The 25,196-nt window shown below is 66.0% G+C and carries 26 protein-coding genes; all 26 read left to right on the top strand.

From position 1 onward, the window contains the following. Window positions 1-14: 14 nt before the first annotated feature. The 26 genes from flgG (at window position 15) to fliR (ending at window position 25,192) form a co-directional block, all read left to right on the top strand. Entirely contained in the window at window positions 15-800 is a 786-nt protein-coding gene (flgG, locus tag ACFPK0_RS12010) for a flagellar basal-body rod protein FlgG (RefSeq protein ID WP_007080096.1), read from the top strand. Window positions 801-811: 11 nt separating this feature from the next. Next, complete coding sequence (gene flgH, locus ACFPK0_RS12005) at window positions 812-1,492, top strand: flagellar basal body L-ring protein FlgH (RefSeq protein ID WP_056085268.1); 681 nt, start codon at window positions 812-814, stop codon at window positions 1,490-1,492. A 399-nt stretch (window positions 1,493-1,891) separates the two neighbouring features. Further along, complete coding sequence (locus ACFPK0_RS12000) at window positions 1,892-2,965, top strand: flagellar basal body P-ring protein FlgI (protein WP_082520319.1); 1,074 nt, start codon at window positions 1,892-1,894, stop codon at window positions 2,963-2,965. A gap of 16 nt (window positions 2,966-2,981) precedes the next feature. Beyond that, entirely contained in the window at window positions 2,982-4,079 is a 1,098-nt protein-coding gene (flgJ, locus tag ACFPK0_RS11995; protein ID WP_377341018.1) for a flagellar assembly peptidoglycan hydrolase FlgJ, read from the top strand. A gap of 162 nt (window positions 4,080-4,241) precedes the next feature. Continuing rightward, window positions 4,242-6,104, top strand: coding sequence for a flagellar hook-associated protein FlgK (gene flgK / locus ACFPK0_RS11990; RefSeq protein ID WP_377341016.1), 1,863 nt, complete (start codon window positions 4,242-4,244; stop codon window positions 6,102-6,104). A 3-nt stretch (window positions 6,105-6,107) separates the two neighbouring features. Continuing rightward, the gene (gene flgL / locus ACFPK0_RS11985) at window positions 6,108-7,310 is read left to right on the top strand and encodes a flagellar hook-associated protein FlgL (RefSeq protein ID WP_377341014.1); all 1,203 of its coding nucleotides are present in this window, start codon (window positions 6,108-6,110) and stop codon (window positions 7,308-7,310) included. A 126-nt stretch (window positions 7,311-7,436) separates the two neighbouring features. After that, the gene (locus ACFPK0_RS11980; protein WP_377341012.1) at window positions 7,437-8,870 is read left to right on the top strand and encodes a flagellin N-terminal helical domain-containing protein; all 1,434 of its coding nucleotides are present in this window, start codon (window positions 7,437-7,439) and stop codon (window positions 8,868-8,870) included. Between the two features lie 65 nt (window positions 8,871-8,935). After that, window positions 8,936-10,330: a flagellar filament capping protein FliD gene (gene fliD / locus ACFPK0_RS11975; RefSeq protein WP_377341010.1), complete on the top strand. Its 1,395-nt coding sequence runs from the start codon at window positions 8,936-8,938 to the stop codon at window positions 10,328-10,330. A gap of 29 nt (window positions 10,331-10,359) precedes the next feature. Further along, a complete protein-coding gene (gene fliS / locus ACFPK0_RS11970) occupies window positions 10,360-10,767 on the top strand; it encodes a flagellar export chaperone FliS (protein WP_056608158.1) in 408 nt (135 codons plus the stop codon). Next, the gene (locus ACFPK0_RS11965) at window positions 10,764-11,063 is read left to right on the top strand and encodes a flagellar protein FliT (RefSeq protein ID WP_377341007.1); all 300 of its coding nucleotides are present in this window, start codon (window positions 10,764-10,766) and stop codon (window positions 11,061-11,063) included. Before fliS ends, ACFPK0_RS11965 begins: the two co-directional genes overlap by 4 nt. Window positions 11,064-11,238: 175 nt before the next feature. Continuing rightward, entirely contained in the window at window positions 11,239-11,787 is a 549-nt protein-coding gene (locus tag ACFPK0_RS11960; protein ID WP_056085254.1) for a PilZ domain-containing protein, read from the top strand. A gap of 352 nt (window positions 11,788-12,139) precedes the next feature. Next, window positions 12,140-13,570 (top strand): sigma-54 dependent transcriptional regulator, encoded by a 1,431-nt coding sequence (locus ACFPK0_RS11955; protein WP_056085251.1) that lies wholly within the window; start codon window positions 12,140-12,142, stop codon window positions 13,568-13,570. Window positions 13,571-13,883: 313 nt separating this feature from the next. Further along, a complete protein-coding gene (gene fliE, locus ACFPK0_RS11950) occupies window positions 13,884-14,219 on the top strand; it encodes a flagellar hook-basal body complex protein FliE (RefSeq protein ID WP_056085249.1) in 336 nt (111 codons plus the stop codon). A gap of 47 nt (window positions 14,220-14,266) precedes the next feature. Further along, on the top strand, window positions 14,267-15,973 hold the full coding sequence (gene fliF, locus ACFPK0_RS11945; protein ID WP_056085247.1) for a flagellar basal-body MS-ring/collar protein FliF: 1,707 nt from the start codon (window positions 14,267-14,269) through the stop codon (window positions 15,971-15,973). 10 nt (window positions 15,974-15,983) lie between these two features. After that, the gene (gene fliG / locus ACFPK0_RS11940; RefSeq protein WP_200946384.1) at window positions 15,984-16,973 is read left to right on the top strand and encodes a flagellar motor switch protein FliG; all 990 of its coding nucleotides are present in this window, start codon (window positions 15,984-15,986) and stop codon (window positions 16,971-16,973) included. Continuing rightward, window positions 16,973-17,596, top strand: a complete 624-nt coding sequence (locus ACFPK0_RS11935) for a FliH/SctL family protein (protein WP_377341003.1) — start codon at window positions 16,973-16,975, stop codon at window positions 17,594-17,596. The genes fliG and ACFPK0_RS11935 overlap by 1 nt, the downstream gene beginning before the upstream one ends. Next, complete coding sequence (gene fliI / locus ACFPK0_RS11930; RefSeq protein WP_056085242.1) at window positions 17,593-18,960, top strand: flagellar protein export ATPase FliI; 1,368 nt, start codon at window positions 17,593-17,595, stop codon at window positions 18,958-18,960. The genes ACFPK0_RS11935 and fliI overlap by 4 nt, the downstream gene beginning before the upstream one ends. After that, entirely contained in the window at window positions 18,957-19,382 is a 426-nt protein-coding gene (fliJ, locus tag ACFPK0_RS11925) for a flagellar export protein FliJ (RefSeq protein ID WP_056608142.1), read from the top strand. Before fliI ends, fliJ begins: the two co-directional genes overlap by 4 nt. A gap of 134 nt (window positions 19,383-19,516) precedes the next feature. Then, the gene (locus tag ACFPK0_RS11920) at window positions 19,517-20,605 is read left to right on the top strand and encodes a flagellar hook-length control protein FliK (RefSeq protein WP_377341000.1); all 1,089 of its coding nucleotides are present in this window, start codon (window positions 19,517-19,519) and stop codon (window positions 20,603-20,605) included. Window positions 20,606-20,883: 278 nt separating this feature from the next. Continuing rightward, window positions 20,884-21,375, top strand: a complete 492-nt coding sequence (locus ACFPK0_RS11915; protein WP_056085236.1) for a flagellar basal body-associated FliL family protein — start codon at window positions 20,884-20,886, stop codon at window positions 21,373-21,375. 13 nt (window positions 21,376-21,388) lie between these two features. Further along, window positions 21,389-22,405: a flagellar motor switch protein FliM gene (gene fliM, locus ACFPK0_RS11910; RefSeq protein ID WP_056085235.1), complete on the top strand. Its 1,017-nt coding sequence runs from the start codon at window positions 21,389-21,391 to the stop codon at window positions 22,403-22,405. After that, window positions 22,402-22,752, top strand: a complete 351-nt coding sequence (fliN, locus tag ACFPK0_RS11905) for a flagellar motor switch protein FliN (protein ID WP_056085233.1) — start codon at window positions 22,402-22,404, stop codon at window positions 22,750-22,752. The genes fliM and fliN overlap by 4 nt, the downstream gene beginning before the upstream one ends. After that, window positions 22,749-23,132 carry a FliO/MopB family protein gene (locus ACFPK0_RS11900; RefSeq protein ID WP_377340997.1) on the top strand — a complete coding sequence of 128 codons (384 nt, stop codon included), beginning with the start codon at window positions 22,749-22,751 and terminating at the stop codon, window positions 23,130-23,132. The genes fliN and ACFPK0_RS11900 overlap by 4 nt, the downstream gene beginning before the upstream one ends. After that, the gene (fliP, locus tag ACFPK0_RS11895) at window positions 23,129-23,875 is read left to right on the top strand and encodes a flagellar type III secretion system pore protein FliP (RefSeq protein ID WP_007080071.1); all 747 of its coding nucleotides are present in this window, start codon (window positions 23,129-23,131) and stop codon (window positions 23,873-23,875) included. Before ACFPK0_RS11900 ends, fliP begins: the two co-directional genes overlap by 4 nt. Before the next feature lie 280 nt (window positions 23,876-24,155). Beyond that, on the top strand, window positions 24,156-24,425 hold the full coding sequence (gene fliQ, locus ACFPK0_RS11890; RefSeq protein WP_007080070.1) for a flagellar biosynthesis protein FliQ: 270 nt from the start codon (window positions 24,156-24,158) through the stop codon (window positions 24,423-24,425). Then, window positions 24,422-25,192, top strand: a complete 771-nt coding sequence (fliR, locus tag ACFPK0_RS11885; RefSeq protein WP_377340994.1) for a flagellar biosynthetic protein FliR — start codon at window positions 24,422-24,424, stop codon at window positions 25,190-25,192. Before fliQ ends, fliR begins: the two co-directional genes overlap by 4 nt. The last annotated feature ends 4 nt before the right edge of the window (window positions 25,193-25,196 follow it).

The following is a 25,196-nucleotide window of genomic DNA, read 5'->3' as shown; positions in this document are numbered from 1 at the left end:
ACGGAGTCAATGACATGTTCTCTTCCCTGTGGGTAGCCAAGACCGGCCTCGATGCGCAGCAAACGCGCATGGACGTGATTTCCAACAACCTGGCCAACGCCAACACCACCGGCTACAAGAGCGCCCGCGCCTCGTTCCAGGACCTGGTCTACCAGAACCTGCGCCAGCCCGGCGGCCAGACCACCGAGCAGACCCAGGCGCCCTCGGGCCTGATGCTGGGTACCGGCGTGCGCGTGGTCGGCAGCGAGAAGCTGTTCACCCAGGGCAACATCGAGCAGACCGGCAACGCGCTGGACGTGGCCATCCAGGGCCGCGGCTTCCTGCAGGTGACGATGCCCGACGGCACCATCGCCTACACCCGCGACGGCTCGCTGCACCAGGATGAGAACGGCCAGATCGTCACCGCCAACGGCTACTCCATCGATCCGCCGATCAGCATCCCGGCCAACGCGCAGAGCATCACCATCGGCAGCGACGGCACCGTCAGCGTGAGCCTGGCCGGCCAGGCCGCCACCCAGCAGATCGGCACCGTGCAGCTGGCCGACTTCATCAACCCGGCCGGCCTGCAGCCCAACGGCGACAACCTCTACCTGGAAACCGCGTCCAGCGGCTCGCCGCAGATCGGCCAGCCCGGACTCAACGGATTGGGCACGCTGGAGTCGGGTGCGCTGGAAAGCTCCAACGTCAACGTGGTCGAGCAGATGGTCAACATGATCCAGACCCAGCGCACCTACGAAATGAACTCCAAGGCCGTGTCGGCTGCCGACTCGATGCTGCAGTACCTGACCAACAAACTCTGAGTGATGCCGTGATGTTCACCCGCTGCCGAACCCTGACCGCTCTTTGCGCCCTGGCCCTGCTGGCCGGTTGCGCTGGTGGCCCCACCGCGCGCGACGACGCGCAATGGGCGCCCACGCCGCCGCCCGCGCAGCCGACGGTGGCGCAGGCGGACGGGTCGATCTATCACGACCAGCAGAACATGGAGTTGTTCGCCGACCCGCGCGCGCACCGCGTCGGCGACATCCTCACGGTGGCCCTGGTGGAAAGCACCCAGGCCAGCAAGAAGGCCACCACCACCACCAGCAAGAGCGACAAGGCGAACATCGCCTCGCCCACCGTCCTCGGTCATGCCTTGTCGATCGGCGGCAAGGTGGCGGACATCGGGCTGGATGGCGAGCGCACCTTCGACGGCGCCGGCTCCAGCACCCAAAGCAATCAACTGGTCGGACAACTCACCGTCACCGTGGCGCAGCGCCTCACCAACGGCAATCTGCTGATACGCGGCGAAAAGTGGCTGACCATCAACCAGGGCCAGGAGCTGGTGCGCATCTCCGGCATCGTGCGCCCGCAGGACATCGGCCAGGACAACGTGGTGCCTTCAACCCGCGTTGCCGACGCCCGCATCAGCTACACCGGCCGCGGCACGCTGGCCGACGCCAATACGCGAGGCTGGTTGTCGCGGTTCTTCAATTCCAAATGGATGCCCTTCTAAATGAACGTCCATACGTCCATAAGCCTCACGGCTGCCCCGAAGCACGAAGGCACGAACCTGCACGGCACGCTCGCCCCCTCTCCCCCCCGGGGAGAGGGTTGGGGAGAGGGTGCCCCAATCTCCCTCACCTCCATCTACAACGCGCTTTCCAAGTTCAGCCGCCGCCTCATCGGACACTTTCGCAAGCCCGCCCCCTCTCCCCAGCCCTCTCCCCGCCGGGGAGAGGGGGCAGGTCTGCGCTTCGTATTCGGCTGCACTTCCGCTCTTGCTCCCTCCCCTGCTCGCAGGGGAGGGTTGGGGAGGGGTGCTCTTGCTCTGGTGCACAAGATCAAAAGCTTCACCCCCTCCCAGCCTCCCCCTGCACGCAGGGGGAGGGGCCTCATCGCCGCCTCCCTCGCACTGTTGCTGTTGTTCATCGCCCCCGCTCACGCCGACAAGATCCGCGATCTCGCCCAGGTCGCCGGCGTGCGCAGCAACCAGCTGATCGGCTACGGCCTGGTGGTGGGCCTGGATGGCAGCGGCGACCAGACCACGCAGGCGCCGTTCACCACGCAAAGCCTGGAAAACATGTTGCAGCAGTTCGGCATCACCGTGCCGGCGAATGCGCGACCGCAGTTGAAGAACGCGGCCGCGGTGATGGTGACGGCGGAGTTGCCGCCGTTCGCCAAGCCCGGCCAGGCGATCGACGTCACCGTGGCCTCGATCGGCAACGCCAAGAGCATCCGCGGCGGCCAGCTGCTGATGACCCCGCTGCGCGGCGCCGACGGCAATGTCTACGCGATTGGGCAGGGCAGCGTGGTGGTGGGTGGCATCAGTGCGCAGGGCAAGAGCGGTTCCAGCGTGCAGGTGAACATTTCCGCCAGCGGGCGCATTCCCAATGGCGCCTCGGTGGAGCGCACCGTGCCATCGTCGTTTTCCGGTGGCGGCAATTTGACGCTGAACCTCAACACCGCCGATTTCACCACGGCCGCGCGCATCGCCACGGCGATCAACCAGGCCTACGGCGCCGGTACCGCGCAGGCGATCGATGGCGGTTCGGTATCCGTGCGCGGGCCGCAGGACCCGTCGCAGAAAGTGGCGTGGATGGGTGCGATCCAGAGTCTTGAAGTGCAGCCCGGCGATGCGCCGGCGCGGGTGGTGGTCAACTCGCGCACCGGCACCGTGGTGATCGGTTCGGACGTGCGGGTGAGTGCGGCGGCGGTATCGCATGGCGCCATCCAGGTGACCATCGGCGAGCAGCCGCTGGTCAGCCAGCCGGCGCCGTTCAGCCAGGGCCAGACCGCGATCGTGCCCAGCAGCAACGTGCAGGTCAGCGAAGACAACGGCCACATGTTCAAGTTCGGCCCGGGCGTGAGCCTGGACACCATCGTGCGCGCCGTGAACCAGGTGGGCGCCGCGCCCAGCGACCTGATCTCGATCCTGCAGGCATTGAAGCAGGCTGGCGCGCTTCATGCAGAGCTCGTGGTGATTTGATCAAACCGTCAAGATCATGACAGCCATCAACCCCAACAATCCTGCCCTCGATACCTGGACCGAAATGTCCGGCTTCCAGCAGTTGCGTGCGCAAGCGCGCAGCGATGGCGGCAAGGCGGCGTTGCCGGCGGTGGCCAAGCAGTTCGAGTCGATCTTTACGCAGATGATGTTGAAGTCGATGCGCGACGCCAACGCCTCGATCGGCGAAGGCATCGGCGACAGCAAGGCGGGCGATTCGTACCGCGACATGTTCGACCAGCAGCTGTCGTTGACCCTGGCCAATGGCCGCAACGGCCTGGGCATCGCGAAGATGCTGATCCGCCAGCTGGGCGGAAAGCCCGATGCCGCGCCGGCCGCGCTGACGCCCGCCGACCTGGCCGCCACGCAGGCGTTGAGTGCAAGCGCGCCCGGCACAAGGACGGCGCGCGACGTCAGTGAGGTGATGAACGCCAACGTGCGCGCGCTGCTGCAACTGGGCAGCGATGCCGACAACGACGCCGCCTCCAACGCCATGCCGTCCGTCACCGACACCAACCCCGGCTGGCGCGACACGCTGGACAAGCTGGCCCAGGGCGCGGCGAACGTGGCCGGCACTGCCGCCCGCTTGCTGCCTGGTGGCGACCCGGTGAATTTCGTGCGTGCGCTGGCGCCGCACGCCGCCGCGGCTGCGCAGAAGCTGGGTGTCTCCACCCGCGCGCTGCTGGCGCAGGCCGCGCTGGAAACCGGCTGGGGCAAACACCTGCCCCGCGGTGGCGACGGCAGCAGCAGCAACAACCTGTTCGGCATCAAGGCCGGCAGCAGCTGGGACGGCGACAAGGTCACCGTGCCCACGCTTGAATACGAAAACGGCGTGGCCGTACGCAAGCGCGACCAGTTCCGTGCCTACGATTCGCCGTCCGATTCGTTCGCCGACTACGCCCGCCTGATCAGCGACAGTCCACGCTACGCCCGCGCCCTGGGCCAGGGCGAAAACATCGCCGGCTTCGCCCACGCGCTGGTGCGCGGCGGCTACGCCACCGACCCGTCGTACGCGCAAAAGATCACCGCCATCGCCAACAGCCCGCAGATGCGCGAGGCCTTGGCGGCGCTGCATCTCGATGGGGTGGCGCAATGAACCGGCGCATCGCGAACGCTGTTGTAGGAGCGGCTTCAGCCGCGACGCACTTGCGCGAATCCGATGGAAGCATCGCGACTGAAGTCGCTCCTACAGCTATCGCATCTCTCGCCGTTAACGGTGGCGTGCGTTGCCGTGTATCCGGCACACCGAGGAAGATCCATGGTTGACATGCTCAACACCGGCGTCTCCGGCCTGCTCGCCGCCCAGGTTGGCCTGAGCACCGTCGGCCACAACGTGGCGAACGTCAACACCAACGGTTACAGCCGTCAGCAGGTGTCGTTCGGTACCGCGCTGCCGCAGGGTGTGGGCGGCTATTTCATCGGCAGCGGCGTCAACACGGTGGCGGTGCAGCGCGCGTACAGCCAGTTCCTCAACACCTCGCTGTGGTCGGCCACGTCCAGCTCCAGCCGCGCCGACACCATGGCCGGCCTCACCGGCCAGATCAACAACCAGTTGTCCGGCAGCAGCAACCTGCAGACCTCGCTGGACAGCTTTTTCGGCGCGGTCAACGACACCGCCAATGCGCCGTCGGATACCGCCTCGCGCCAGGTCTTGCTGGCGCGCGCAGGCGGGTTGGTGAGCACGTTCCAGTCGCTGTCCGGCCAGTTCAACCAGCTCTCCAGCCAGGTGCAGCAGCAGATCGGCGACGCCGTCAATTCGATCAACAGCTACAGCGACTCGATCGCCAAATTGAACGGCCTGATCCGCTCGTCCGTGGCCACCGGCGGCACGCCGCCCTCCGACCTGCTCGACAAGCGCGACGCCCTGGTGAAAGACCTGGCGGCGCAAGTGGGCATCACGGTGGTGCCGCAGAACGACAACACCATCAACGTGTTCGTGGGCAACGGCCAGGCGCTGGTGTCGGATACGCAGTCATACCCGCTGGCCACCGCGCCGAACGTCTACGACGCCACCCGCCAGGAAGTGGTGGGCGCGGCCTCCGGCAGCGTGCTGAGCGGGCGCATCAGCGGCGGCGCCCTGGGCGCCTTGATGGATTTCCGCAGCAGCGTGCTGGACCCGGCGCAGACCCAGTTGGGTCGCACAGCGCAGGCACTGGCCAGCGCCTTCAACGCCCAGCACATGCAGGGCGTGGATCTGAACGGCGACGTGGGCGGCCAGTTTTTCAGCGTGGCCGGCCCCACCGCGCAGGCAGCCAGCAGCAACAACGGCACCGGCAACGTGGACGCCAGCATCAGCGACATCAGCAAGCTCACCGGCGCCGATTACACCCTCAGCTACGCCGGTGGTGCCTGGTCGCTGCGCGATACCAATGGCAACAACGTGGCGATGGGCGGCACCGGTACCGCCGCCGATCCGTTCACGGCAGGCGGCCTGAGCATGGTGGTGCCGGCCGGTGCCGTTGCCGGCGACAGTTTTCGCATCCAGCCCAGCCGCAATGCGGCCGCCAGTCTCGCGGTGGTGATCACCAACCCGGACAAGGTTGCCGCCGCCGCGCCACTGGCCATCAAGAACGGCATCAACAACACCGGTACCGCCACGGCCAGCGCCAGCCTCGATGGCGGCGCGCTCAGCGGCGGTGTCGTGCAGTTCACCTCCGCCACCACGTACACCGTGGACGGCGGCGCCGTACAAACCTACACGCCGGGGCAGCCGATCAACGCCAACGGCTGGAACCTGCAACTCAGCGGCACGCCGCAGAACGGCGACAGCTTCACCCTGACGCCAAACAGCAACGCGCAGGGCGACAACACCAACGCGCTGATGCTCGGCAAGGTGGCCAACCTGGGTGTGCTCAACGGCGGCGTCACCAGCGTGGGCGGTGCCTACAGCCAGCTGGTGGGCCAGGTCGGCAGTGCCGGCGCCGTGGCCAACGACGAGAAGACCACGCAAACAGCCGTCTATAACCAGGCCTACGGATCGCAGCAAAGCGTCTCGGGCGTGAACCTGGACGAGGAGGCCGCCAACCTGGTGCGTTTCCAGCAGGCCTATCAGGCGTCGGCGCAGGTCATCACCACCGCCAACAGCATGTTCACCGCGCTGCTCAGCGCCGTGCAGGGGTAAGCCATGCGAGTTTCCACCAGCTGGATGCAGCAGCAGTCGGTCGGCAGCATGATGGATCGGCAAAGCGACCTGTCCAACCTCAGCACGCAGTTGAGCACGGGCAAGCGCATCAACCAGCCCTCCGACGATCCGGTCGGCGCGGCGCGCGCGGTAGACCTTACCCATCTCGGTGCCGACAACGCGCAGTACCAGCGCAACATCACCTCGGCCAACGCGCGACTGGGGCTGGAAGACCAGAGCCTGTCCAACGTCACCAACGTGTTGGGTCGCGTGCGCACGCTGCTGCTGCAGGCGGCCAACGGTTCGCAGACGGATGAAACCCGCGGCGACATCGCCGCCGAAATGGTGCAGCTGCGCCAGCAGTTGCTGGGCCAGGCCAACAGCAAGGATGGCCAGGGCGACTACATCTTCGCCGGCAACCGCACCGGCACCGAGCCGTTCGCCTCGCAAGGCAGCGTTACCTACGTGGGTGACGACGGGCAGCGCATGGTCGCCGCCGGTCCCGGCCTGCAGGTTGCCACGGGCGATCCGGGCAGCGCGGTGTTCGGCAATATTCCCAGCGGCAACGGCACGTTTGCCGTCAGCGCCGGCACCGCCAATACCGGCAGCGTGGTGGCGGGCAGCACCAGCGTCAGCAACCCCAACGCCAACCCTTCGGCGTGGGATGGCGGCAGCTACAGCATCGTGTTCACCGCGGCCGATACGTTTGAAGTGCAGGACGGTGTCGGCACCGTGCTGGACACCGGTACCTACGACCCGATCAAGGGCGGCAGCATCACGTTCCGCGGCGCGCAGGTTGCCTTCCAGGGCACGCCCGACGTGGGCGACAGCTTTGCGCTTGGCGCATCGCAACCGCAAAGCGTGTTCGCCACGCTCGACAACATCATCAATGTGCTGCAGACGCCCAATGGCGGCGACAGCAAGATGCAAAACGCCATCAATACCCAGTTTTCCAGCCTCGATCAGGCGATCGACAACATTTCGCGCACCCGCGGCAAGGTGGGTGCGCGGATGAATGCGCTGGATCAGCAGTCGGGGCTCAACGATGACTTGAGCCTGCAGTACAAGAGCGCGCTTTCAGACGTGCAAAGTGTCAACTACTACGACGCAATCAGCCAGCTCGGCGCGCAAACCACCGCGTTGCAGGCTGCGCAGCAGACCTTTACCAAGGTGCAAGGGTCAAAATTATTTGATTATTTGCGTTGACAAGACTCAAGTTCCGATGTGTTGAGTCGAAACACTGAACAAGGCGGAGGCATTCCCGAGTGAATCCCCGTCCGATTGTCTGGGCCGGCCATCGTCGGCACACAACCCCGATTCGGAGATACTCCCATGGTCATGAGCGTTATTACCAACATCAGCTCGCTGAATGCCCAGAAAAACCTGGCCACGTCGCAGAGCAAGCTGTCCACCGCGATCGAGCGCCTGTCGTCCGGCATGCGCATCAACAGCGCGAAAGACGATGCCGCCGGCCTCGCCATTTCCACCCGCTTCACCACCCAGATCAACGGCCTGAACCAGGCCGTGGCGAATGCCAGTGACGGCATCTCGCTGGCGCAGACCACCGAGTCGGCGCTGAACGAGGTGACCAACAACATGCAGCGTATCCGTACGCTGGCCGTGCAGTCCGCCAACGCCACCAACTCCGACAGCGACCGCGCCGCGCTCGATGCCGAAGTGCAGCAGCGTCTGGCCGAGATCACCCGCATCTCCACGCAGACCACGTTCAACGGTCGCCATGTGCTGGACGGCTCCTTTGGTACGGCGGCGTTCCAGATCGGCGCCAACGTGGGCGAGACGATTTCGGTGAACCTGGAGCAGGGCGCCGGTGCCAGCCAGATTGGCTTGATCGCCAAAACCGGCAGCAGCGCGGCATTTTCCGCCGGCGTGAAGATCGACGGCGACCTCGTCGTCAATCTGGCCGATGGTGGCGGTGTCGGTGTAGCCAAGACGGCAAACGTGGCCAAGGGCACTTACACCTCGGTGGAGGCCTTGGCGACGGCGATCAATGAGGCCGTCGTGAAGGCGGGCGGAACGGGCACCGTGGCGACCGTCGATGCGACCACCGGCAACCTTGTTCTTGCCGCGGCCACCACGGGTGGCGCCCTGACATACACCGGCGCCCAGGCTGCCGCTGGCAAGATCGGTACGGCTGCCCTGGCGACGGGTACCGTGGCGGGTTCGGCCGACAGCGTCGGTGACATCAAGCTCGCTGCGAACGATCTCACCTTCCAGGTGGGCGACGGCTCGGCGGTGGCTCTCGACGCGAAAACCTATCACGGTGTGCAGGAGCTGGCTGACGCGATCAACTCCAAGGGCCTCGACGGCTTGCACGCGTCGGTGGACGCCGACAACAAACTGCAGCTGACGTCGCAGGAGACCCTGGTCATCGGTGGTTCGGCGGCGGGTGCCACGGCAAGCAAGCTGACGGCAGGCTCCTACACGCCGGATGGTTCGCTCGCCGGTGCCAGCATCAAGACCGTGGCCGGTGCGAATGAAACCATCAGCCGCATCGACGCGGCGCTGTCCACCATCAGTGGCATGCGCAGCGACCTGGGTGCGGTACAGAACCGCTTCACCTCCACCATCGCCAACCTGCAGACCATTTCGCAGAACCTGAGCGCGTCGCGCAGCCAGATCCAGGATGCCGACTTCGCCGCGGAAACCGCGAACATGTCCAGTGCCAACATCCTGCAACAGGCCGGTGTCTCGGTGCTGGCGCAGGCCAACGCCAGCACGCAGAGCGTGTTGAAGCTCTTGCAGTAACTGCTTGACCCGAGACGGCTGCGGATGGTCCGCAGCCGTCTTCCCCATTACAGGAATCGACGTCCATGGCTATCACGGTAGGCTCCACCACACCCACCACGGGTTTGCTGACCTCCATGGGCGTGGGTTCCGGCCTGGACGTCGCCACGTTGGTGGACAAGCTGGTGGCTGCCAAGAAGGCGCCGCAGCAGGACCAGATCACCAACCAGGCCGCCCTGGCCAATACCCAGTTGTCCGGACTGGGCCAGATCGGCGCCGCGCTTTCCGCGCTGCAATCAGCCATGGCCTCCCTCACCGATGGCAGCGCCTTCAACGCGCGCACAGTGAGCACGGGCGATGCGGATGTGCTGAGCGCCATCAGCAGCGGCAGTCCGGTCAGCGGCAGCTACAAGATCGATGTGAGCCAGTTGGCTACCTCGCTCAAGGCCTCCTCGGCCGCGTTTGCCAACAGCAGTGCCGCAGTAGGCACCGGTACGCTCACCCTCACGGTGGGTGAGCAATCGATGAGCCTGGACCTCAGCGATGGCAACAACTCGCTGGCGCAGGTACGCGATGCGATCAACAAGGCCAGCGACAACCCCGGCGTCACCGCCACCATCGTCAACGGCACCGACGGCGCCCATCTGGTTCTGAGCGGCAGCCGCACCGGCGTCGCCAACGGCTTCACCGTCAGTAGTACGGGTGGCGATGGCGGCCTGGCGGCACTGAACTACGATGCGGCCGCCAGCAGCGGCAACGCGCTCAACGTGATCACCGTGGCGCAGGACGCCGAGTACACCATCGATGGCCTGGCCGGCCACAGCGCCACCAACAGCGTTGCCGGCGCCGTCGATGGACTCACGTTCAACCTGGTCAAGGCTGGCGAGACCACCGTGACCGTGGCCAACGACAACAGCAAGGCCACCAGCGCGCTGACCAATCTGGTCAATACCTACAACAGCTTCGTGGGGATCTACCAGAACCTCACCAAGTACGACGCCACCAGCAAAACCGCCGGCGCCATGATCGGCGATGCCACCATCAACGGCATCAGCAACACGTTGGCGCGACTGGTTGGCGGCAGCGCCAATGGCAGTTCGCTGTCCGAGCTGGGCATCTCGCTGCAGGTGGATGGCACGCTCAAGCTGGACAAGGATGCGCTGACCAAGGCCATGAGTGACGGTGGCAAGCTCGCCGGCAAGCTGTTCGGCGGCGACGACGGCTTTGCCGCGAAGCTCAACAGCCAGCTCGACCAGTGGGTTGGCAGCAACGGCGTGCTGAACAGCCGCACCGACAGCATCAGCCAGCAACTGAAAGACCTTTCGGTGCAACAGACCACGCTGAACACCCGCATGGCTGACCTCACCGCGCGCTACCAGGCGCAGTTCACCGCGCTGGACACGTTGATGTCCAAGCTCAACAGCACGAGCAGCTACCTGCAACAGCAGTTCGATGCATTGAACAACGTCAACAAGAAGTAACTCCAAACCTATTCGCAGGAGATGCAGTCATGGGATTCGGCTACGGCGCAGGCGCCTACCAACAGATTCGCTCGCACGGCGGTGTGGAGTCGGCTGACCCGCATGGCTTGATCACGTTGCTGATGGACGGCGCGCTGGAGCGCCTCATCAAGGCGCGCGCGCACATGATGCGTGGCGAAGTGGCCGCCAAGGGCGAAGCCATCGGCCGTTGCATCGAGATCATCGGCGGGCTGCGCGACAGCCTGGATCTCAAGGTCGACCCGGTGAACACCGGCCGGCTCGATTCGCTTTACGAATACATGAGCCGTCGCCTGTTGCAGGCCAACCTGCGCGACGACGCCAGCCTCATCGACGAAGTCAGCAAGCTGCTGCAGCAAGTGCGTGACAGCTGGGTGCAGATCGCCCCGTCCGCCACGCAGCATGCCGCCAACGCATGAGCACCCCGGCCGTGACCAACGAAATCGGCATCATCGAGCAGGCCTTGCAGCTGAGCCGCGACATGCTCAGTGCCGCCCAGGCGCAGGAATGGGAACAGCTGGCCAGCCTGGAAGCCCAGCGCGAGCCATTGCTGCGTCGCGAGCATTCCGCCGACGTGGTCGAGCAACTGGGCGAAATCCTGGCCTGCGACCGCGAGCTGCGCACCCTGGTGCGCCAGGCCCGCGACGAGGCTGCCGCACAATGGCAGCGCCAGAGCGGCCAGGCGCGCGCGATCCGCGCCTACGCGCAGGCCTAGGCGGGTATCGAAGCGTTGTTGTAGGAGCGACTTCAGTCGCGATGCTCTTGCTCGGGATCTCCAAAGCAGAAGCATCGCGACTGAAGTCGCTCCTACAGGTTCACGGTTCACAGCCGCCCCCGCAGCTGCGCCGCCGCTACACTCAGCCCACGCCACCATATGACCGGGGATCACGATGGATGCCAATAGCTGGGACGAGTTCGAGCAGCGCGTGAGCTGTGACGAGAGCCTGCATGTGGACAGCGAAGCCATGCCCTGGCCAGACGCCCAGGCGCACCAGGCGCGGCTGGCCGAGCGCAACCTCAACACTTTGTCTGCGGTCGCTGCACTGGAAGAGCGTTACGCCGAAACCGACGATGACAGTCCGCTGATGCTGGAGATCCAGCGGATGGACGCCAAGCTCACCGCACTGGTCGATATCGTCAATCACCTGCTGGTACCCGCCAGCGTGCTGCCGCCACGGCAGGCCCTGCGCTTCAACGCCGTCGGTGCGGTGCTGCCTGCGGCGCTGGTGCCGGGTGATACCTTGGTAGTGCGGTTGCGTTTCGATGTATGCCGCAGCCTGCCGCTGGAGCTGGCGGCCAGGGTGGAGCGTCGGTTGGACAACGGCCACGTGTTTGTGGTGTTCGCCGCGCCGGGTGACGTGCTGGGTGACGCGATTGAGCGACTGGTTTTTCGCCATCACCGACGCAAAGTGGCAGAAACGCGCCAACTGACGTCCTGAGGCAGTTGCGGACAGGTGTCAGGCCGTGACCACGGTCACACTTCGCCTTGCTGGCGCGAACCTTTGTTGACGCTCGCGTCACGACGACGATGTCGATCGTGTTTCCTCCCTCTATAAATTCAACGCTAATTGATTCAATCATTTAGCGCGGTTCCTGGCTGTTTCCCAGCCACTCCGGCGGCGTGCCGGAGGGATGAAAAGCTGACACACGACGTTTTGCCGTCACCAAAAAGTCGTCGTTGGCCCCCTTGTTGCAATGTGTCCATCGAGCCCGGCGACGTAAACCCGCCGCATCGATGAACGGCCTCCCGCGAGGGGTCAGGCCACAGCAAAAGGCAACAGGGGTATCACCATGCAGAAATTCGACTTCCTGGTTATCGAGTCCGACCGCTCCCGTGTGGATGCCGTGATGTCGGCACTGCATTTCCTGGGGTATCGACCACAGCAGGGTGACCAGTGCACGGATGCGGACGAGTCGATGCAGGCGTGGCGCGGCGTGTATGTCGGCCAGGTGAGCGACGAAGCGGAAGCCGAACGCCAGCTTGCCCTGCTGGGTGACACGGCGGCGCATGTGCCGATGCTGCTGGCCGACGACTCCGCCTGGCTGGGCCGCTTCACCGCCACCTCTTCACCGTTCACCACCCGCGTGGCCACGCTGGCTTTCCCACTGCGCTACGAGCAGATGGCCGAAGCGATGCGCGCCATGTATGCGCGCCTGCTGGGTGGCCAGGGCAACGGCATCCGCTTCGTGGGGCACTCCACACCGATGAACCACGTCAACGCCTTGATCCGCCAGGTGGCGCCGTTCGACTCCAGCGTACTGGTGCTGGGCGAGTCGGGCACCGGCAAGGAAATGGTGGCGCGCTCGATCCACGACAGCTCCCCGCGCCGCGACAAACCCTTTGTGGCGATCAACTGCGGCGCGATCCCCGCCGAGCTGCTGGAAAGCGAATTGTTCGGCCATGAGAAGGGCTCGTTCACCGGCGCCATCAACACCCGCAAGGGCCGTTTCGAGATGGCCGAGGGCGGCACGCTGTTCCTCGACGAGATCGGCGACATGAGCCTGCCGATGCAGGTGAAGCTGTTGCGCGTGCTGCAGGAGCGCGTGTTCGAGCGCGTCGGCGGCAACAAGACCCAGCATTGCGACGTGCGCATCATCGCCGCCACCCATCGCAACCTGGAGCAATCCATCACCGACGGGAAATTCCGCGAGGATCTGTTCTACCGCCTCAGCGTGTTCCCGCTGGAGTTGCCGGCATTGCGCGAGCGGCTGGACGACCTCTCCGTGCTGATCACCGAATTCAACCAGCGGCTGGCCCGCCGCGGCCTGGGCGTGGTGCGCTTCGGCACCACCGCGATGCATGCGTTGCAGGCTTATCCATGGCCCGGCAATGTGCGCGAGCTGTCCAACCTGGTCGAGCGCATGGCCATCCTGTTCCCCCACGGCGAAGTGCGCGCCAGCGACCTGCCCGAGAAATACCGCGGCCAGCAGGTCTGCGATGACGTACGCAGCTCCGACCTGCTGGCGATGATGGAGGGCCGCGCCCCCGTCGTTGCCGACATCAGCGAAGCCCGCCCGTCCGTGTCCACCATGGGCCTGTTGCCGGAGGACGGCCTGGACCTGAAGGATCACCTGGCCGACATCGAAGTGGGCCTGATCCGCCAGGCACTCGACGCCACCGGCGGCGTCGTCGCCCACGCCGCCCGCCTGCTGCACATGCAGCGCACCACGCTGGTGGAAAAGCTGCGCAAGTACGGGTTGCAGGGGAGCATGGCGGCGTAAGGCTGGGAATCGAGAATGGGGAATAGGGAATCGCAAGAGCGTCGCCGCGAGCGGACTCTTGTGGTTTCGCTGTCATCCCCGTTCACGCTGCGCGCGATGCACGCCGGCAGACACGCCTCGACTCCGGCCTCCGCTCAGGGCGAACGCTTGGGGAAGGCGATCTGGCTGACAAAACCGCCAACCCCACGCCTTTGCGATTCCCTATTCCCCATTCCCGATTCCCGGCAACAACTGGCACGCCTCGTGCATCCACCTCATGCAAACCCGACACGTGTCGGGATTTCGTCACCCGCCCGCTGTAGATGAGGCAGCCATGAGTACGATCGAAGTCAACAACCTGCTTGCCCAGATGCGCCAGATGACGGCGCAGGTGCGTCCGGCGGAATCCGCGTTCAAGGCGGCTCCGGCAGTGGGGCAGGCGGGCCAGCCTGATTTTTCCGCCTTGCTGAAGCAGTCGATCGCGTCGGTGGGGCAGACCCAGATGGAAGCGGGCCGCATGGCGGCAAGTTTCGAGCGCGGCGATGCCGGCGCGGATCTGGGCCGCACCATGATCGCGATGCAGAAGGCCGACTTGTCATTGCGCAGCATGGTCACCGTGCGCAACAAGCTCGTCGATGCGTACAAGGACATCATGAACATGCCGGTCTGACGCACTTCGTCCACCGCCGACTCCCTTCATAGAAAACGAGCAGCCCCATGGCCGACAACGGCATCGCGACCACCGACAACAACGGTCGCCTTGATACCTTCAAGCAGCTTTCCCGCAACCCGGCGGCGCGCCAGCTCATGTTGCTGGTGGCCGTGGCCGGCGCGGTGGCGCTGGGGGTTGCCGTGGTGCTGTGGTCGCGCGGGCCGAACTACGGCTTGCTGTATGCGGGGCTCGGGCAGAACGACGCCGCCGCGATCACGCAGCAGCTGCAATCCACCAACACGCCGTTCAAGCTCAGCAGCGATGGCTCGTCGATCATGGCGCCGGCCGCCGACCTGGCCGCGCTGCGGCTGAAACTTGCCGGCCAGGGCCTGCCTCAGGGCACGGCCTCATCCACCGCCACGGGTGGCGATTCGCCGTTCGGCATGAGCGACCTGGCCGAGCGCACCCGTTACCAGCAACTGCTGGAGACCGACCTGGGCAACACCATCGGCGGGCTGCAGTCGGTACGCTCCGCGCGCGTGCACCTGGCCTTGCCTAAGCCGTCGGCCTTCATCCGCGACAACCGCCCGGCCACCGCCTCGGTGCTGGTGACGCTGTACCCGGGCCGCCAGTTGGACGCCGGCCAGGTGGCGGCGATCGTGCACCTGGTGTCTGCCAGCGTGCCGGATCTGGATACGCGCCAGGTGTCGGTGATCGACCAGCAGGGCCAGTTGCTCACCACCGACCCGGACAGCCCCGGCGCCATCGGCGACAGCCGCCTGCGCCTTTCCACCCGTATCGAGAACACCTACGCCGAACGCATCGAACAATTGCTGACCCCGCTGGTGGGGCCGGGCAGGGTGCGGGCGCAGGTGTATGCGGATCTGGATTTCAGCCAGACCGAGAAAGCCACCGAAACCTTCGGCCACGACCACCCGGCGCTGCGCAGCGAGCAGACCAGCAGCGAACGCCGCGGCGATGGCGCCCAGGGCGGCGTGCCCGGCGCGCTGAGCAACCAGCCGCCCGCGTTGGTGGCCCAGCCGACCGCGGCCAATCCGGATGCGGGCGCCGCCAACGCCAAGCCCGATCCGAAGGCGGCCACCGGCACCACCACCACGACCACCAGCACCGCCGATACGTCCAGCAGTGCCACCCGCAATTACGAACTGGACCGCACCATCAGCCATGTCAGCGATCCGGCCGGGCGGTTGGCGCGGCTCACCGTGGCGGTGGTGCTGGACAACAAGCTGGTCAGCGGCGGCACCACCGAGGGCGGCGATCCGAAGCCGGCCACCAGCGTGCCGTTCACCGCGCAGGAGTTGCAACACCTCACCGACCTGACCAAGAACGCCGTGGGCTTCAACGCCGCGCGCGGCGACAGCGTCAGCGTGGTCAACCAGTCGTTCCAGCGCGGTCCCTCGCCCGAGGCCTTGCCGGATACGCCGTTCTGGCAACGGCCAGGCATGATGGATCTGATCAAGCAGGGCGTCGGTATCCTGCTGGCGCTTCTGGTAGCGTTCGGCGTGCTGCGACCGCTGTTGAAAGGGCTGTTGCGAGGGGAGGCTCCGGCGCGTGCATTGCCGTCGCCGATGCCGCAGATTTCCGTACGCGTCGATGACGAACCGCAGGACGCGGACGAGCCGGCGCGGTTGCACAACACACCCGCGCTTGCCTACGAGCAACGCGTGGGAGCGGCTCGCCGGATGGTGACCGAAAATCCGAAACAGGTGGCTCAGGTGGTAAAGAACTGGGTGAGCGAAGATGGCAGTTGATCAATCCAAGATTTCCGGTGCGCAGCGTGCGGCCATTCTGCTGCTGACGCTGGGCGAAGAGGACGCTGCCGAAGTGCTCAAGCACCTCAGCGCGCGCGACGTGCAGGCGGTGGGGTCGGCCATGGCCGCCCTGTCCGGTGTATCGCGCGAGCAGGTCGAGGTGGTGCTGGACAAGCTCGACGCCGACATGGGCCAGCAGACCGCGCTGGGCGTGGGCACCGAGGAGTACATCCGCAAGATCCTCGTCAACGCGTTGGGTGAGAACAAGGCTGGCGGCCTGATCGACCGCATCCTGCTGGGTCGCAGCAGCAAGGGCCTGGAATCGCTGAAGTGGATGGAGAGCCGCGCCATCGCCGAGATGATCAACCAGGAGCATCCGCAGATCATCGCGCTGGTGCTGGCGCATCTCGAACCGGACCAGGCCGCCGAGGTACTTGGCTACCTGCCCGAGCGCGTGCGCAGCGACGCGGTGATGCGCATCGCCACGCTCGACGGCGTGCAGCCGCATGCGCTGAACGAGCTCGATGAAATCATGGAGCGTCAGTTCTCCGGCACCACCAAGAAACTGAAGTCCGCCAACGTGGGCGGGCTCAAGGCCGCCGCCGACATCCTCAATGCGATGGAGTCCAGTCGCGAAACCGAGTTGATGGGTGCCATCCGTACTCACGACGAGGCCCTCAGCGGGCGTATCGAGGACTTGATGTTCGTGTTCGAGGACCTGGCCGAGCTGGACGACCGCGGCATGCAGACGCTGCTGCGCGAAGTGCCGTCGGGCACGCTGATCACCGCATTGAAGGGCGCCGAACCGGCCATCCGCGAAAAGATCTTCGCCAACATGTCCAAGCGCGCCGCCGACATGATGCGCGACGACCTGGAAGTGAAGGGTCCGGTGCGCCTGAGCGACGTCGACGCGGCGCAGAAGGAGGTGCTGGTGATCGCCCGCAAGCTGTCCGATGCCGGCCAGCTCAACCTGTCCTCCAGCGGCGATGAGTTCGTCTGATGGTCGCGGTCGTCGGCAACGGGCCTGATGTGCAGCGTTGGGAATTGCCCAACGTGGGCAACGGCGAGTTGCCGAACCGCCGCAAGGACGACCCGCCGCAGCCGACCGTGCGCGATCTCGAAGCGCTGGAGCAGCAGGCGCGCGAGGAAGGCTATGCCGCCGGCCGTGCCGAAGGGCTGGCTGCCGCGCGACAGCAATTGCAACAGAACATGGTGCGCTTCGACGCACTGTGCGAGGCCGCCGCCCGTCCGCTGCAGGCACTCGACGACCGCACCGAGCAGGAGCTGGCGCGGCTGGCGATCGTGATGGCGCGGCGCGTCGTGGCGCGCGAGCTGCAATTGTCCCCCGACCTGATCGCCAAAGCCGTGCGCCAGGCCGCCGCGGCCTTGCCCGCGGCCACGCGCGACCTGCGCGTGCATATTCACCCCGATGACCTGGCCTTGCTGCGCGAGCTGGGCGCGGTCGAAAGCCATTGGCAACTGCACGCGGACGCCAGCCTGACGCGCGGCGGCTGCCAGCTGGAAAGCGAACGTTCCCGCCTCGATGCCACCGTCGAAGCACGCCTGGCCGCGGTGGTCGATGCGGCGCTCGGTGACGATGTGGACGACGAGGCTGGCGCATGAATGCCCAGGTCGACACCGTCGCGCGGCAGCTGTCGTGGCAGCAGAAGCTGGCCCGGCGCACGGCGCGCGCGGAGACCGTGCGTACGCTGGCGGTCGAAGGCTGCCTGCGGCGGGTCGTGGGATTGACGCTGGAGGCGGAAGGTTGCGAAGCGGCGCTCGGCGCGCGCTGCCTGGTCGACACCGCCGACGGCGCGCAACTGGATACCGAAGTCGTGGGCTTTGCCGACGAACGGCTGCTGCTGATGCCGGTCGGCGACATGCACGGCGTATTGCCCAACGCCCGCGTCCGCCCCTGCGCGCACACCCGCGGCCTGCCGGTGGGTCATGCGCTGCTGGGCCGTGTGGTGGGCGCCGATGGCATACCACTGGATGGCCTGGGCCCGCTGGAATCCGATGAACATGCGGCGCTCAAGAGCGAGCCGATCAACCCGATGGCACGCAAGCCCATCGATGCGCCGCTGGACGTGGGCGTGCGTGCGATCAATGCCTTGCTCACCGTGGGCCGCGGCCAGCGGCTGGGCCTGTTCGCCGGCTCCGGCGTGGGCAAATCCACCTTGCTGGGCATGATGACGCGCTACACCAACGCCGACGTGGTGGTGGTGGGGCTGATCGGCGAGCGCGGCCGCGAGGTGAAGGAATTCGTCGAGCACACGCTGGGCGAGGAAGGCCGCCGCCGCGCCGTGATCGTGGCCGCGCCGGCCGACGCGCCGCCGCTGAAACGCTTGCGCGGCGCGCAGTACGCCACCGCCATCGCCGAGTGGTTCCGCGACCGCGGCATGCGCGTGCTGCTGCTGATGGACTCGATCACCCGCTACGCCCAAGCGCAGCGCGAGATCGCGCTGGCCATCGGCGAGCCGCCGGCCACCAAGGGTTACCCGCCCTCGGTATTCGCGATGATGCCGGCACTGGTCGAGCGCGCCGGCAACGATGCGGACGGCCGCGGTTCGATCACCGCGTTCTACACGGTGCTTACCGAGGGCGATGATTACCGCCACGATCCGATCGCGGATGCGGCGCGCGCCATTCTGGACGGCCATATCGTGCTGTCACGCGACCTGGCCGAAGCCGGGCATTACCCGGCCATCGACATCGAGGCGTCGATCAGCCGCGTGATGCCCGCCGTGGTGGCACGCGAGCATCTGCGCGCGGCGCAGCGTTTCCGCCAAGTCTATTCCGCCTATCGCCAGCAGCGCGACCTGATCGCCGTGGGCGCGTACCAGAAAGGCTCCGACCCGCAGGTCGATCTGGCCATCGACATGTGGCCGCAACTGCGCGCCTTCCTGCAGCAGGAGGTGGATGAACCGATGACGCTCGAGATGGCCATCACCAAACTCGATGAACTGGCCGAGCAGGTGCCCGGATGAGTTCGCGCGCAGTGCAATTGCAGCCGGCGGTGGACCAGGCGAAACAACGCACCGAGGAGGCGCTGGCGCAACTGGCCTTGCAACAGCAGCAGCTGGCCAAAGGCGAGCACCAGTTGGGCGAGCTGAAGCGCTACCGCCAGGAATACGCCAGCAACGGCGACGGCAGCCTGACCGTGAGCGCTCTGCTGAACCGTCAGAAATTCGTCGAGCGCATCGACCAGGCGATCGCGCAGCAGACCAGCGAGGTTGCCCGCCTGCAGCGCCTGCTCGACCAGGTGCGCGGCCGCTGGCACCAGGCGCATGCGCGCGAAAGCGCGCTCGACAGCGTGATCGAACACTGCATCGAAGAGGAGCGCCAGGCCGCCGACCGCCACGAGCAGGCCGAGATCGACGAACGCATGCAATACCGGCGGCCACGCTGATGGCGCGGATCTTGCCTTTCATTCAGGGTATGCAGGGTGCGCCGGGCGCGCACCTGCCGCCTGTTTTTCGCTACCCGGCGTGCGCACGGCCTGTTGTCGCCCACGCACGCCACTGCTGACGGAGTCACTTCGCCATGACCGCTACCGCCGCTGTTCTCCCCGCCGCCGTTCCGCGCGCCACACCGACGCCCGAGCCGCGCGACGCGGCATCCAGCCCCGGCAAGTTCGATCAGCAACTCGACGCCGCCCGCCAGAAGCAGGCCTCGCCCGCTGACGACGGCAAGAAGGCGCCGTCCGGTGATCAGGCCGGCAAGACGGCGGACACGCCGCCTGCCGCGAGCGCACCGGCGGCCGTACCCGCCAAGACCGTCGCCGGCACCGCGGTCGAGACAACCGCGATCACCAAGGACACCGACGACGACGCGCCGGCCGATGGTGACACCCCGGCCGCGGCGCTGGCCAGTGCGATGCTGGCCCTGCTCGGGCCTGCCACCACCACCTTGCGACCGCCGCTTGCTGGCCTTGCCGACGCGAAGGTCGGTCTCGCCGGCAAGGCCGTGGCTGGCGACGCCGGCGCGGCGGCCCTGCTGAAATTGAACACGGCCGCCACCGGTACCGCCGCCAACGCGACCGCAGACATCACGGCCTTGCCGCCAGGTGCCGGGATCATGCTTGCCGCGGGCGAGGCCCGGCTCGCCGCCAGCGAAACCCGGCTCGCCGCCGTCGACAAACCCGGCGATGCGGCGACCCAGCCAGCCGCCGCGCTGACGTCGCACAGCACAGGCACCCAGGCGGCGCCGACGGTGCATCAATTGCAGATTCCCACACCCGCGGGCGGCCACGGCTTTGCCCAGGAGCTTGGCCAGCAAGTGGCCTGGCTGGGTGGGCAGGACGTCAAGCAGGCACGCATCCGGTTGAATCCGGAGGATTTGGGCCAGCTCGACATCAAGGTCAGCGTCAACCACGGTCGGGTCGACGTGGTGTTCAACGCGCAACACCCCGGTGCGGTGGCGGCCGTGCAGCAAAGCCTGCCGCAGCTCGACCAGATGCTGGGCCAGCACGGACTCTCGCTGGGCCACACCGAAGTCGGCCAGCATGACCGCGGCAGCCACAACGGTGGTGAACATCAAACCGCCGAAGGCGCCGGAATCGATGACGTCGGCGACATCCATGGCCTGGCGGCATCACCCGTTTCGGTCGGCTTGCTGGATGCGTTTGCCTGAGGCGGGAATGGAAAATAGGGAATAGGGAATCGCAAAGCAGCGCCCGCCACGGGCATGCATGTTCCTGTCGCACAGTTTTGTCGTCCCTGCGAATTCCCATCCCGGCACCAAAGCGTCACGTCAACCTGCCGCCAGGCGTCAAGAAAGCGCCACGTTGCCCGCGCGTCTCCGCCAGATCCTAGCTGCCATGCGCTTTTCGCCGATGGCACACGGTTTGCTTCTGATGGGCATCGCCCGGTTGCACGGGCTTTCCCCTGAAACTGAGACCGAGGTTTTCCATGGCTGTAGCCGACGAAGGGCGGGTTGAGGCACCACCTGCACCGAAGAAGAAAAGTCCCCTCGCGATGATCATCGGCCTGGTGCTGCTGCTGTTGGCGCTTGGCGGTGGCGGCTTCGCCTACAAGACGATGCACGCCAAGGCCGAGGCCAAGAACGCCAACCCGGCGTCGAAGGCGGAGCTGTACCTGCCGCTCGATCCGCCGTTCGTGGTCAATTTTCGCGACGATGAGTCGCTGCGCTATCTGCAGGTGGGCATCACGCTGATGTCGCATGACGCCGATGCGCTGGCCGCGGCCAAGGCCGCCGACCCGGTGATCCGTGATGCGCTGGTGTCGCTTTTCAGCAGCCAGGAATACTCGATCATCAGCAATACCGCCGGTCGCGACAAGCTGCAGGCGCAGGCGCTGGCGGCGGTGCGCAAGATCGTGCAGGCGCGCCTGGGAAGGCCCGGCGTGGATGCGTTGTACTTCACCAGCTTCGTGATGCAGTGACCGGGACGCCGCGATGAGCGATCTGCTTTCCCAGGACGAAATCGATGCGTTGCTGGACGGCGTCGAAGGTGGCGATGTCACCACCGGCACCGACGAGCCGCTGCCGCCGGGCACCGTGCTTTCGTACGACTTCACCCAGCAGGACCGGCTGGTGCGCGGGCGCCTGCCCACGCTGGAAATGGTCAACGACCGTTTTGCGCGATTCTTCCGCACCGCGATCTTCAACGTGTTGCGCAAGACCTGCGAAGTGTCGGTGCTGGGCGTGAAGATGGTGAAGTTCACCGAGTACGTGCATGGCCTGGCGGTGCCCAGCAATTTGAACCTGGTGCGTATCAAGCCGCTGCGCGGCAGTGCGCTGGTGGTATTCGAGCCGCGGCTGGTGTTCACCGTGATCGACAACTTCTTCGGTGGCGATGGCCGCTACCACGCGCGCATCGAAGGCCGCGATTTCACCGCCACCGAAAACCGCGTCATCCAGATCATGCTGACCGAGCTGTTCGGCGCGATGACCGAAGCGTGGGCACCGGTGCTGGGGCTGGATTTCGAGTACATCAACTCCGAGATCAACCCGCAGTTCGCCAACATCGTCAGCCCCACCGAAACGGTGGTGGTGTCCCGCTTCCACGTCGAGCTCGATGGCGGTGGCGGCGAAATCCATCTCACCTTGCCGTACGCGATGGTCGAGCCGATTCGCACCTTGCTGGACGCCGGCGTGCAGAGCGATCGGGTCGATCGCGACGATCGCTGGGCCGAGTTCCTGCATGAGGAAGTGCTCGACGCCGAGGTGGCGCTGAGTTCGCTGCTGCTCGAAACGCGGCTCAGCATCGGCGAGTTCCTGCACCTGCGTCCGGGCGACGTCATCCCGATCCAGTTGCCCGAACTGACCACCGTCTATGCCGAGGACGTGCCGGTGTTCCGCGGCAGCTACGGCCAATCCAACGGCCGCAATGCGGTGCGTTTCCATACCCAGGCCGGGCGGCGCGAAAGGCGCATGTCCGGCGATCACCAGACAGAGAAGAAGCCAGCATGAACCAGTCCACCGAAGACAGCGCGGTTGCCGACCCGAGCGAACGCGTCCAGTTCGATTCCCTGCAGAACCTCCCCGGCGGCCTGGGCGAGGTCAACCTCGACATGATCCTGGATGTGCCGGTGACCCTGGCGATGGAAGTGGGGCGCACCCGCATCAGCATCCGCAACCTGCTGCAGCTCAACCAGGGCTCGGTGGTGGAACTGGATCGTGCCGCCGGCGAACCGCTGGATGTGTTCGTCAATGGCACCCTGGTGGCGCACGGAGAAGTGGTGGTGATCAACGAGAAGTTCGGCATCCGCCTGACCGACGTGATCAGCCCCGCGGAACGCGTGCGCAAACTGCGATGAATACCCTGGCCCTCATGCTGGCGGTGGCACCAGCCGCCGCCGAATTCGATCCCGCCAGCGAACTGGTGCGGGTGATCCTGAGCCTGTTCGGCATCATTGCGTTGATCGTGGTGGCCGGCTGGCTCACCCGCCGGTTGCAGCGCCGCCCCGGCATGGGTGGGCGCCGCATCCGCTGCGTGGAAACCTTCGCGGTGGGCGCGCGCGAGCGCCTGTTGCTGATCGATGCCGACGGCAAGCGCCTGCTGGTAAGCATGGGCGCAGGCGGTACCCGCACGCTGCACGTGTACGACGGCGAAGTGCCCGCGCCAAGCGAGCCGGATCCAATCAAGCCCCTGCCCAGTGCCAGCGACCTGCTGGCACGCTGGAAGCGCCGCTCATGAAGCGTTGGCGCTGGATCATCGCAGCACTGCTGGTGGTGCTGCCGCTGGGCGCGTGGGCGGTGACGCCGGGCATCCCGGTGTTGAACGTGCAGACCGCCGCCGACGGCGCCAAGAACTGGACGCTGTCGCTGCAGGTGCTGGCGCTGATGACGGCGCTGACGCTGTTGCCGGCGATCCTGCTGATGATGACGTCGTTCACTCGCATCATCATCGTGCTGGGTTTCCTGCGTCAGGCATTGGGCACGCAGTCCACGCCACCCAACCAGGTGCTGCTGGGGCTGGCGCTGTTTCTCACCCTGTTCGTGATGTCGCCGGTGCTGACCAAGGCCTACGACGAGGGTGTGAAGCCATACATGGATGGCAACCTCAGCGCCGAGCTGGCATTGCCGGCGGCCACCGCGCCGTTCAAGCACTTCATGCTGGACCAGACTCGCGACGCGGATCTGCAGTTGTTCACCCGCTTGGCCAAGGAAAAACCGTACGCCAGCAAGGCCGACGTGCCGTTCAAGGTGGCGATGCCGGCCTTCCTCACCAGCGAGTTGAAGACGGCGTTCCAGATGGGCTTCCTGCTGTTCGTGCCGTTCCTGATCATCGATCTGGTGGTGGCCAGCGTGCTGATGTCGATGGGCATGATGATGGTCTCACCCATGATCATCTCGCTGCCGTTCAAGATCATGCTGTTCGTGCTGGTCGATGGCTGGACGCTGCTGCTCGGCACCCTGGCGGGGAGCTTCTACACGTGACCGCGCAGGCTACGCCATCTGTAGGAGCGCACCCTGTGCGCGATGCTTTTGCTTGTGTCGCACCGATGACCTGTAGGAGCGACTTCAGTCGCGACGCTCTCTGGTCAAGCAAGAGCAAAAGCTTTCGATCGCCTTCGAGCGCCAACGGCGATCGAGAGCTCTCGCTCTTGCTCGACCAACCAAAAGCGTCGCGACTGAAGTCGCTCCTACAAAAATCCAGAGCAAGAGCATCGCGCACAGGGTGCGCTCCTACAGGGGTGTGCACACCACGGAGCAACCCATGACGCCTGAATCCATCATGGAGTTTGGCCAGCACGCGCTGTATGTGGCGATGCTGGTGGCCGCGCCGTTGTTGCTGACCGCGCTGGCCGTGGGTCTGCTGATCGGCGTGATCCAGGCGGCCACGCAGATCAACGAGATGACCCTGAGCTTCATCCCCAAGCTGATTGCGATGGCGCTGGTGGCCTTGGTCACCGGGCCGTGGATGCTGCGGGTGCTGGTTCAGTTCACCAAGCAGTTGATCGAAAGCCTGCCGAGTGCGATCAGATGACAGGGCTGGATCTGGCGCAGCTGCCGGCCTGGATGGGTAGCCTGTTCTGGGCGTTGGCGCGGGTCAGCGGGCTGTGCCTGGTGGCGCCGATTTTCAGCGCCACGGTGATCTCGGCGCGGATCCGGGTGGGCGTGGTGGTGGTGTTGACGCTGGTGCTGGCGCCGATGGCCTCGGCCACGATCGATCCGTTGAGCGCCGAAGGCGTGGCGACGATGGCGGGGCAGGTGTTGATCGGCGCGGCCATCGGTTTCGTGTTGAAGCTGGTGTTCGAGGCGGTGTCGCTGGGCGGGACCCTGATTGCGCAGAGCATGAGCCTGGGTTTCGCCGAAGTGGTGAACCCGCAGGCCGGCGGCAGCTCGCCGGTGTTGAGCCAGTTCTACCTGATACTGGTGACGCTGCTGTTTCTGGTGATGGACGGCCACTTGCGCCTGATTGCGCTGCTTGCCGACAGCTTTCATACCTTGCCGCCGGGCGTGCCGGCGATCAACGCCAATGGCCTGCACGCGGTGGCCAGTTTTGGCGCGGAGCTGTTTGCCGGCTCGGTGCGGGTGGCGTTGCCGGCGATGACGTCGCTGCTGGTGGTGAACATCGGCTTTGCGGCGATCAGCCGCGCGGCGCCGTCGATGAACCTGTTCGCGGTGGGTTTTCCGATCACCGTGTCGCTGGGTTTCGTTGCGTTGTGGTTGTCGCTGCGCAGCCTGCCCGGTGCGTTCGAGGCCTTGCAGGGCGACGCCTGGTCGCTGATGCGCAACCTCATAGGGAGCTGACGCC

Source organism: Rhodanobacter ginsenosidimutans, assembly GCF_042655685.1.
Taxonomy (GTDB): domain Bacteria; phylum Pseudomonadota; class Gammaproteobacteria; order Xanthomonadales; family Rhodanobacteraceae; genus Rhodanobacter; species Rhodanobacter ginsenosidimutans.
The sequence above is the reverse complement of the archived record's forward strand: the minus strand, read 5'-3'. Positions and strand labels throughout refer to the sequence as shown.

Bases quoted from the DNA above. Each gene is read 5' to 3' on its own strand.
- flgG (WP_007080096.1), top strand. From the start codon at position 15: ATGTTCTCTTCCCTGTGGGTAGCCAAGACCGGCCTCGATGCGCAGCAA.
- flgH (WP_056085268.1), top strand. From the start codon at position 812: ATGTTCACCCGCTGCCGAACCCTGACCGCTCTTTGCGCCCTGGCCCTG.
- flgJ (WP_377341018.1), top strand. From the start codon at position 2,982: ATGACAGCCATCAACCCCAACAATCCTGCCCTCGATACCTGGACCGAA.
- flgK (WP_377341016.1), top strand. From the start codon at position 4,242: ATGGTTGACATGCTCAACACCGGCGTCTCCGGCCTGCTCGCCGCCCAG.
- flgL (WP_377341014.1), top strand. From the start codon at position 6,108: ATGCGAGTTTCCACCAGCTGGATGCAGCAGCAGTCGGTCGGCAGCATG.
- ACFPK0_RS11980 (WP_377341012.1), top strand. From the start codon at position 7,437: ATGGTCATGAGCGTTATTACCAACATCAGCTCGCTGAATGCCCAGAAA.
- fliD (WP_377341010.1), top strand. From the start codon at position 8,936: ATGGCTATCACGGTAGGCTCCACCACACCCACCACGGGTTTGCTGACC.
- fliS (WP_056608158.1), top strand. From the start codon at position 10,360: ATGGGATTCGGCTACGGCGCAGGCGCCTACCAACAGATTCGCTCGCAC.
- ACFPK0_RS11965 (WP_377341007.1), top strand. From the start codon at position 10,764: ATGAGCACCCCGGCCGTGACCAACGAAATCGGCATCATCGAGCAGGCC.
- ACFPK0_RS11960 (WP_056085254.1), top strand. From the start codon at position 11,239: ATGGATGCCAATAGCTGGGACGAGTTCGAGCAGCGCGTGAGCTGTGAC.
- ACFPK0_RS11955 (WP_056085251.1), top strand. From the start codon at position 12,140: ATGCAGAAATTCGACTTCCTGGTTATCGAGTCCGACCGCTCCCGTGTG.
- fliE (WP_056085249.1), top strand. From the start codon at position 13,884: ATGAGTACGATCGAAGTCAACAACCTGCTTGCCCAGATGCGCCAGATG.
- fliF (WP_056085247.1), top strand. From the start codon at position 14,267: ATGGCCGACAACGGCATCGCGACCACCGACAACAACGGTCGCCTTGAT.
- ACFPK0_RS11935 (WP_377341003.1), top strand. From the start codon at position 16,973: ATGGTCGCGGTCGTCGGCAACGGGCCTGATGTGCAGCGTTGGGAATTG.
- fliI (WP_056085242.1), top strand. From the start codon at position 17,593: ATGAATGCCCAGGTCGACACCGTCGCGCGGCAGCTGTCGTGGCAGCAG.
- fliJ (WP_056608142.1), top strand. From the start codon at position 18,957: ATGAGTTCGCGCGCAGTGCAATTGCAGCCGGCGGTGGACCAGGCGAAA.
- ACFPK0_RS11920 (WP_377341000.1), top strand. From the start codon at position 19,517: ATGACCGCTACCGCCGCTGTTCTCCCCGCCGCCGTTCCGCGCGCCACA.
- ACFPK0_RS11915 (WP_056085236.1), top strand. From the start codon at position 20,884: ATGGCTGTAGCCGACGAAGGGCGGGTTGAGGCACCACCTGCACCGAAG.
- fliM (WP_056085235.1), top strand. From the start codon at position 21,389: ATGAGCGATCTGCTTTCCCAGGACGAAATCGATGCGTTGCTGGACGGC.
- fliN (WP_056085233.1), top strand. From the start codon at position 22,402: ATGAACCAGTCCACCGAAGACAGCGCGGTTGCCGACCCGAGCGAACGC.
- ACFPK0_RS11900 (WP_377340997.1), top strand. From the start codon at position 22,749: ATGAATACCCTGGCCCTCATGCTGGCGGTGGCACCAGCCGCCGCCGAA.
- fliP (WP_007080071.1), top strand. From the start codon at position 23,129: ATGAAGCGTTGGCGCTGGATCATCGCAGCACTGCTGGTGGTGCTGCCG.
- fliQ (WP_007080070.1), top strand. From the start codon at position 24,156: ATGACGCCTGAATCCATCATGGAGTTTGGCCAGCACGCGCTGTATGTG.
- fliR (WP_377340994.1), top strand. From the start codon at position 24,422: ATGACAGGGCTGGATCTGGCGCAGCTGCCGGCCTGGATGGGTAGCCTG.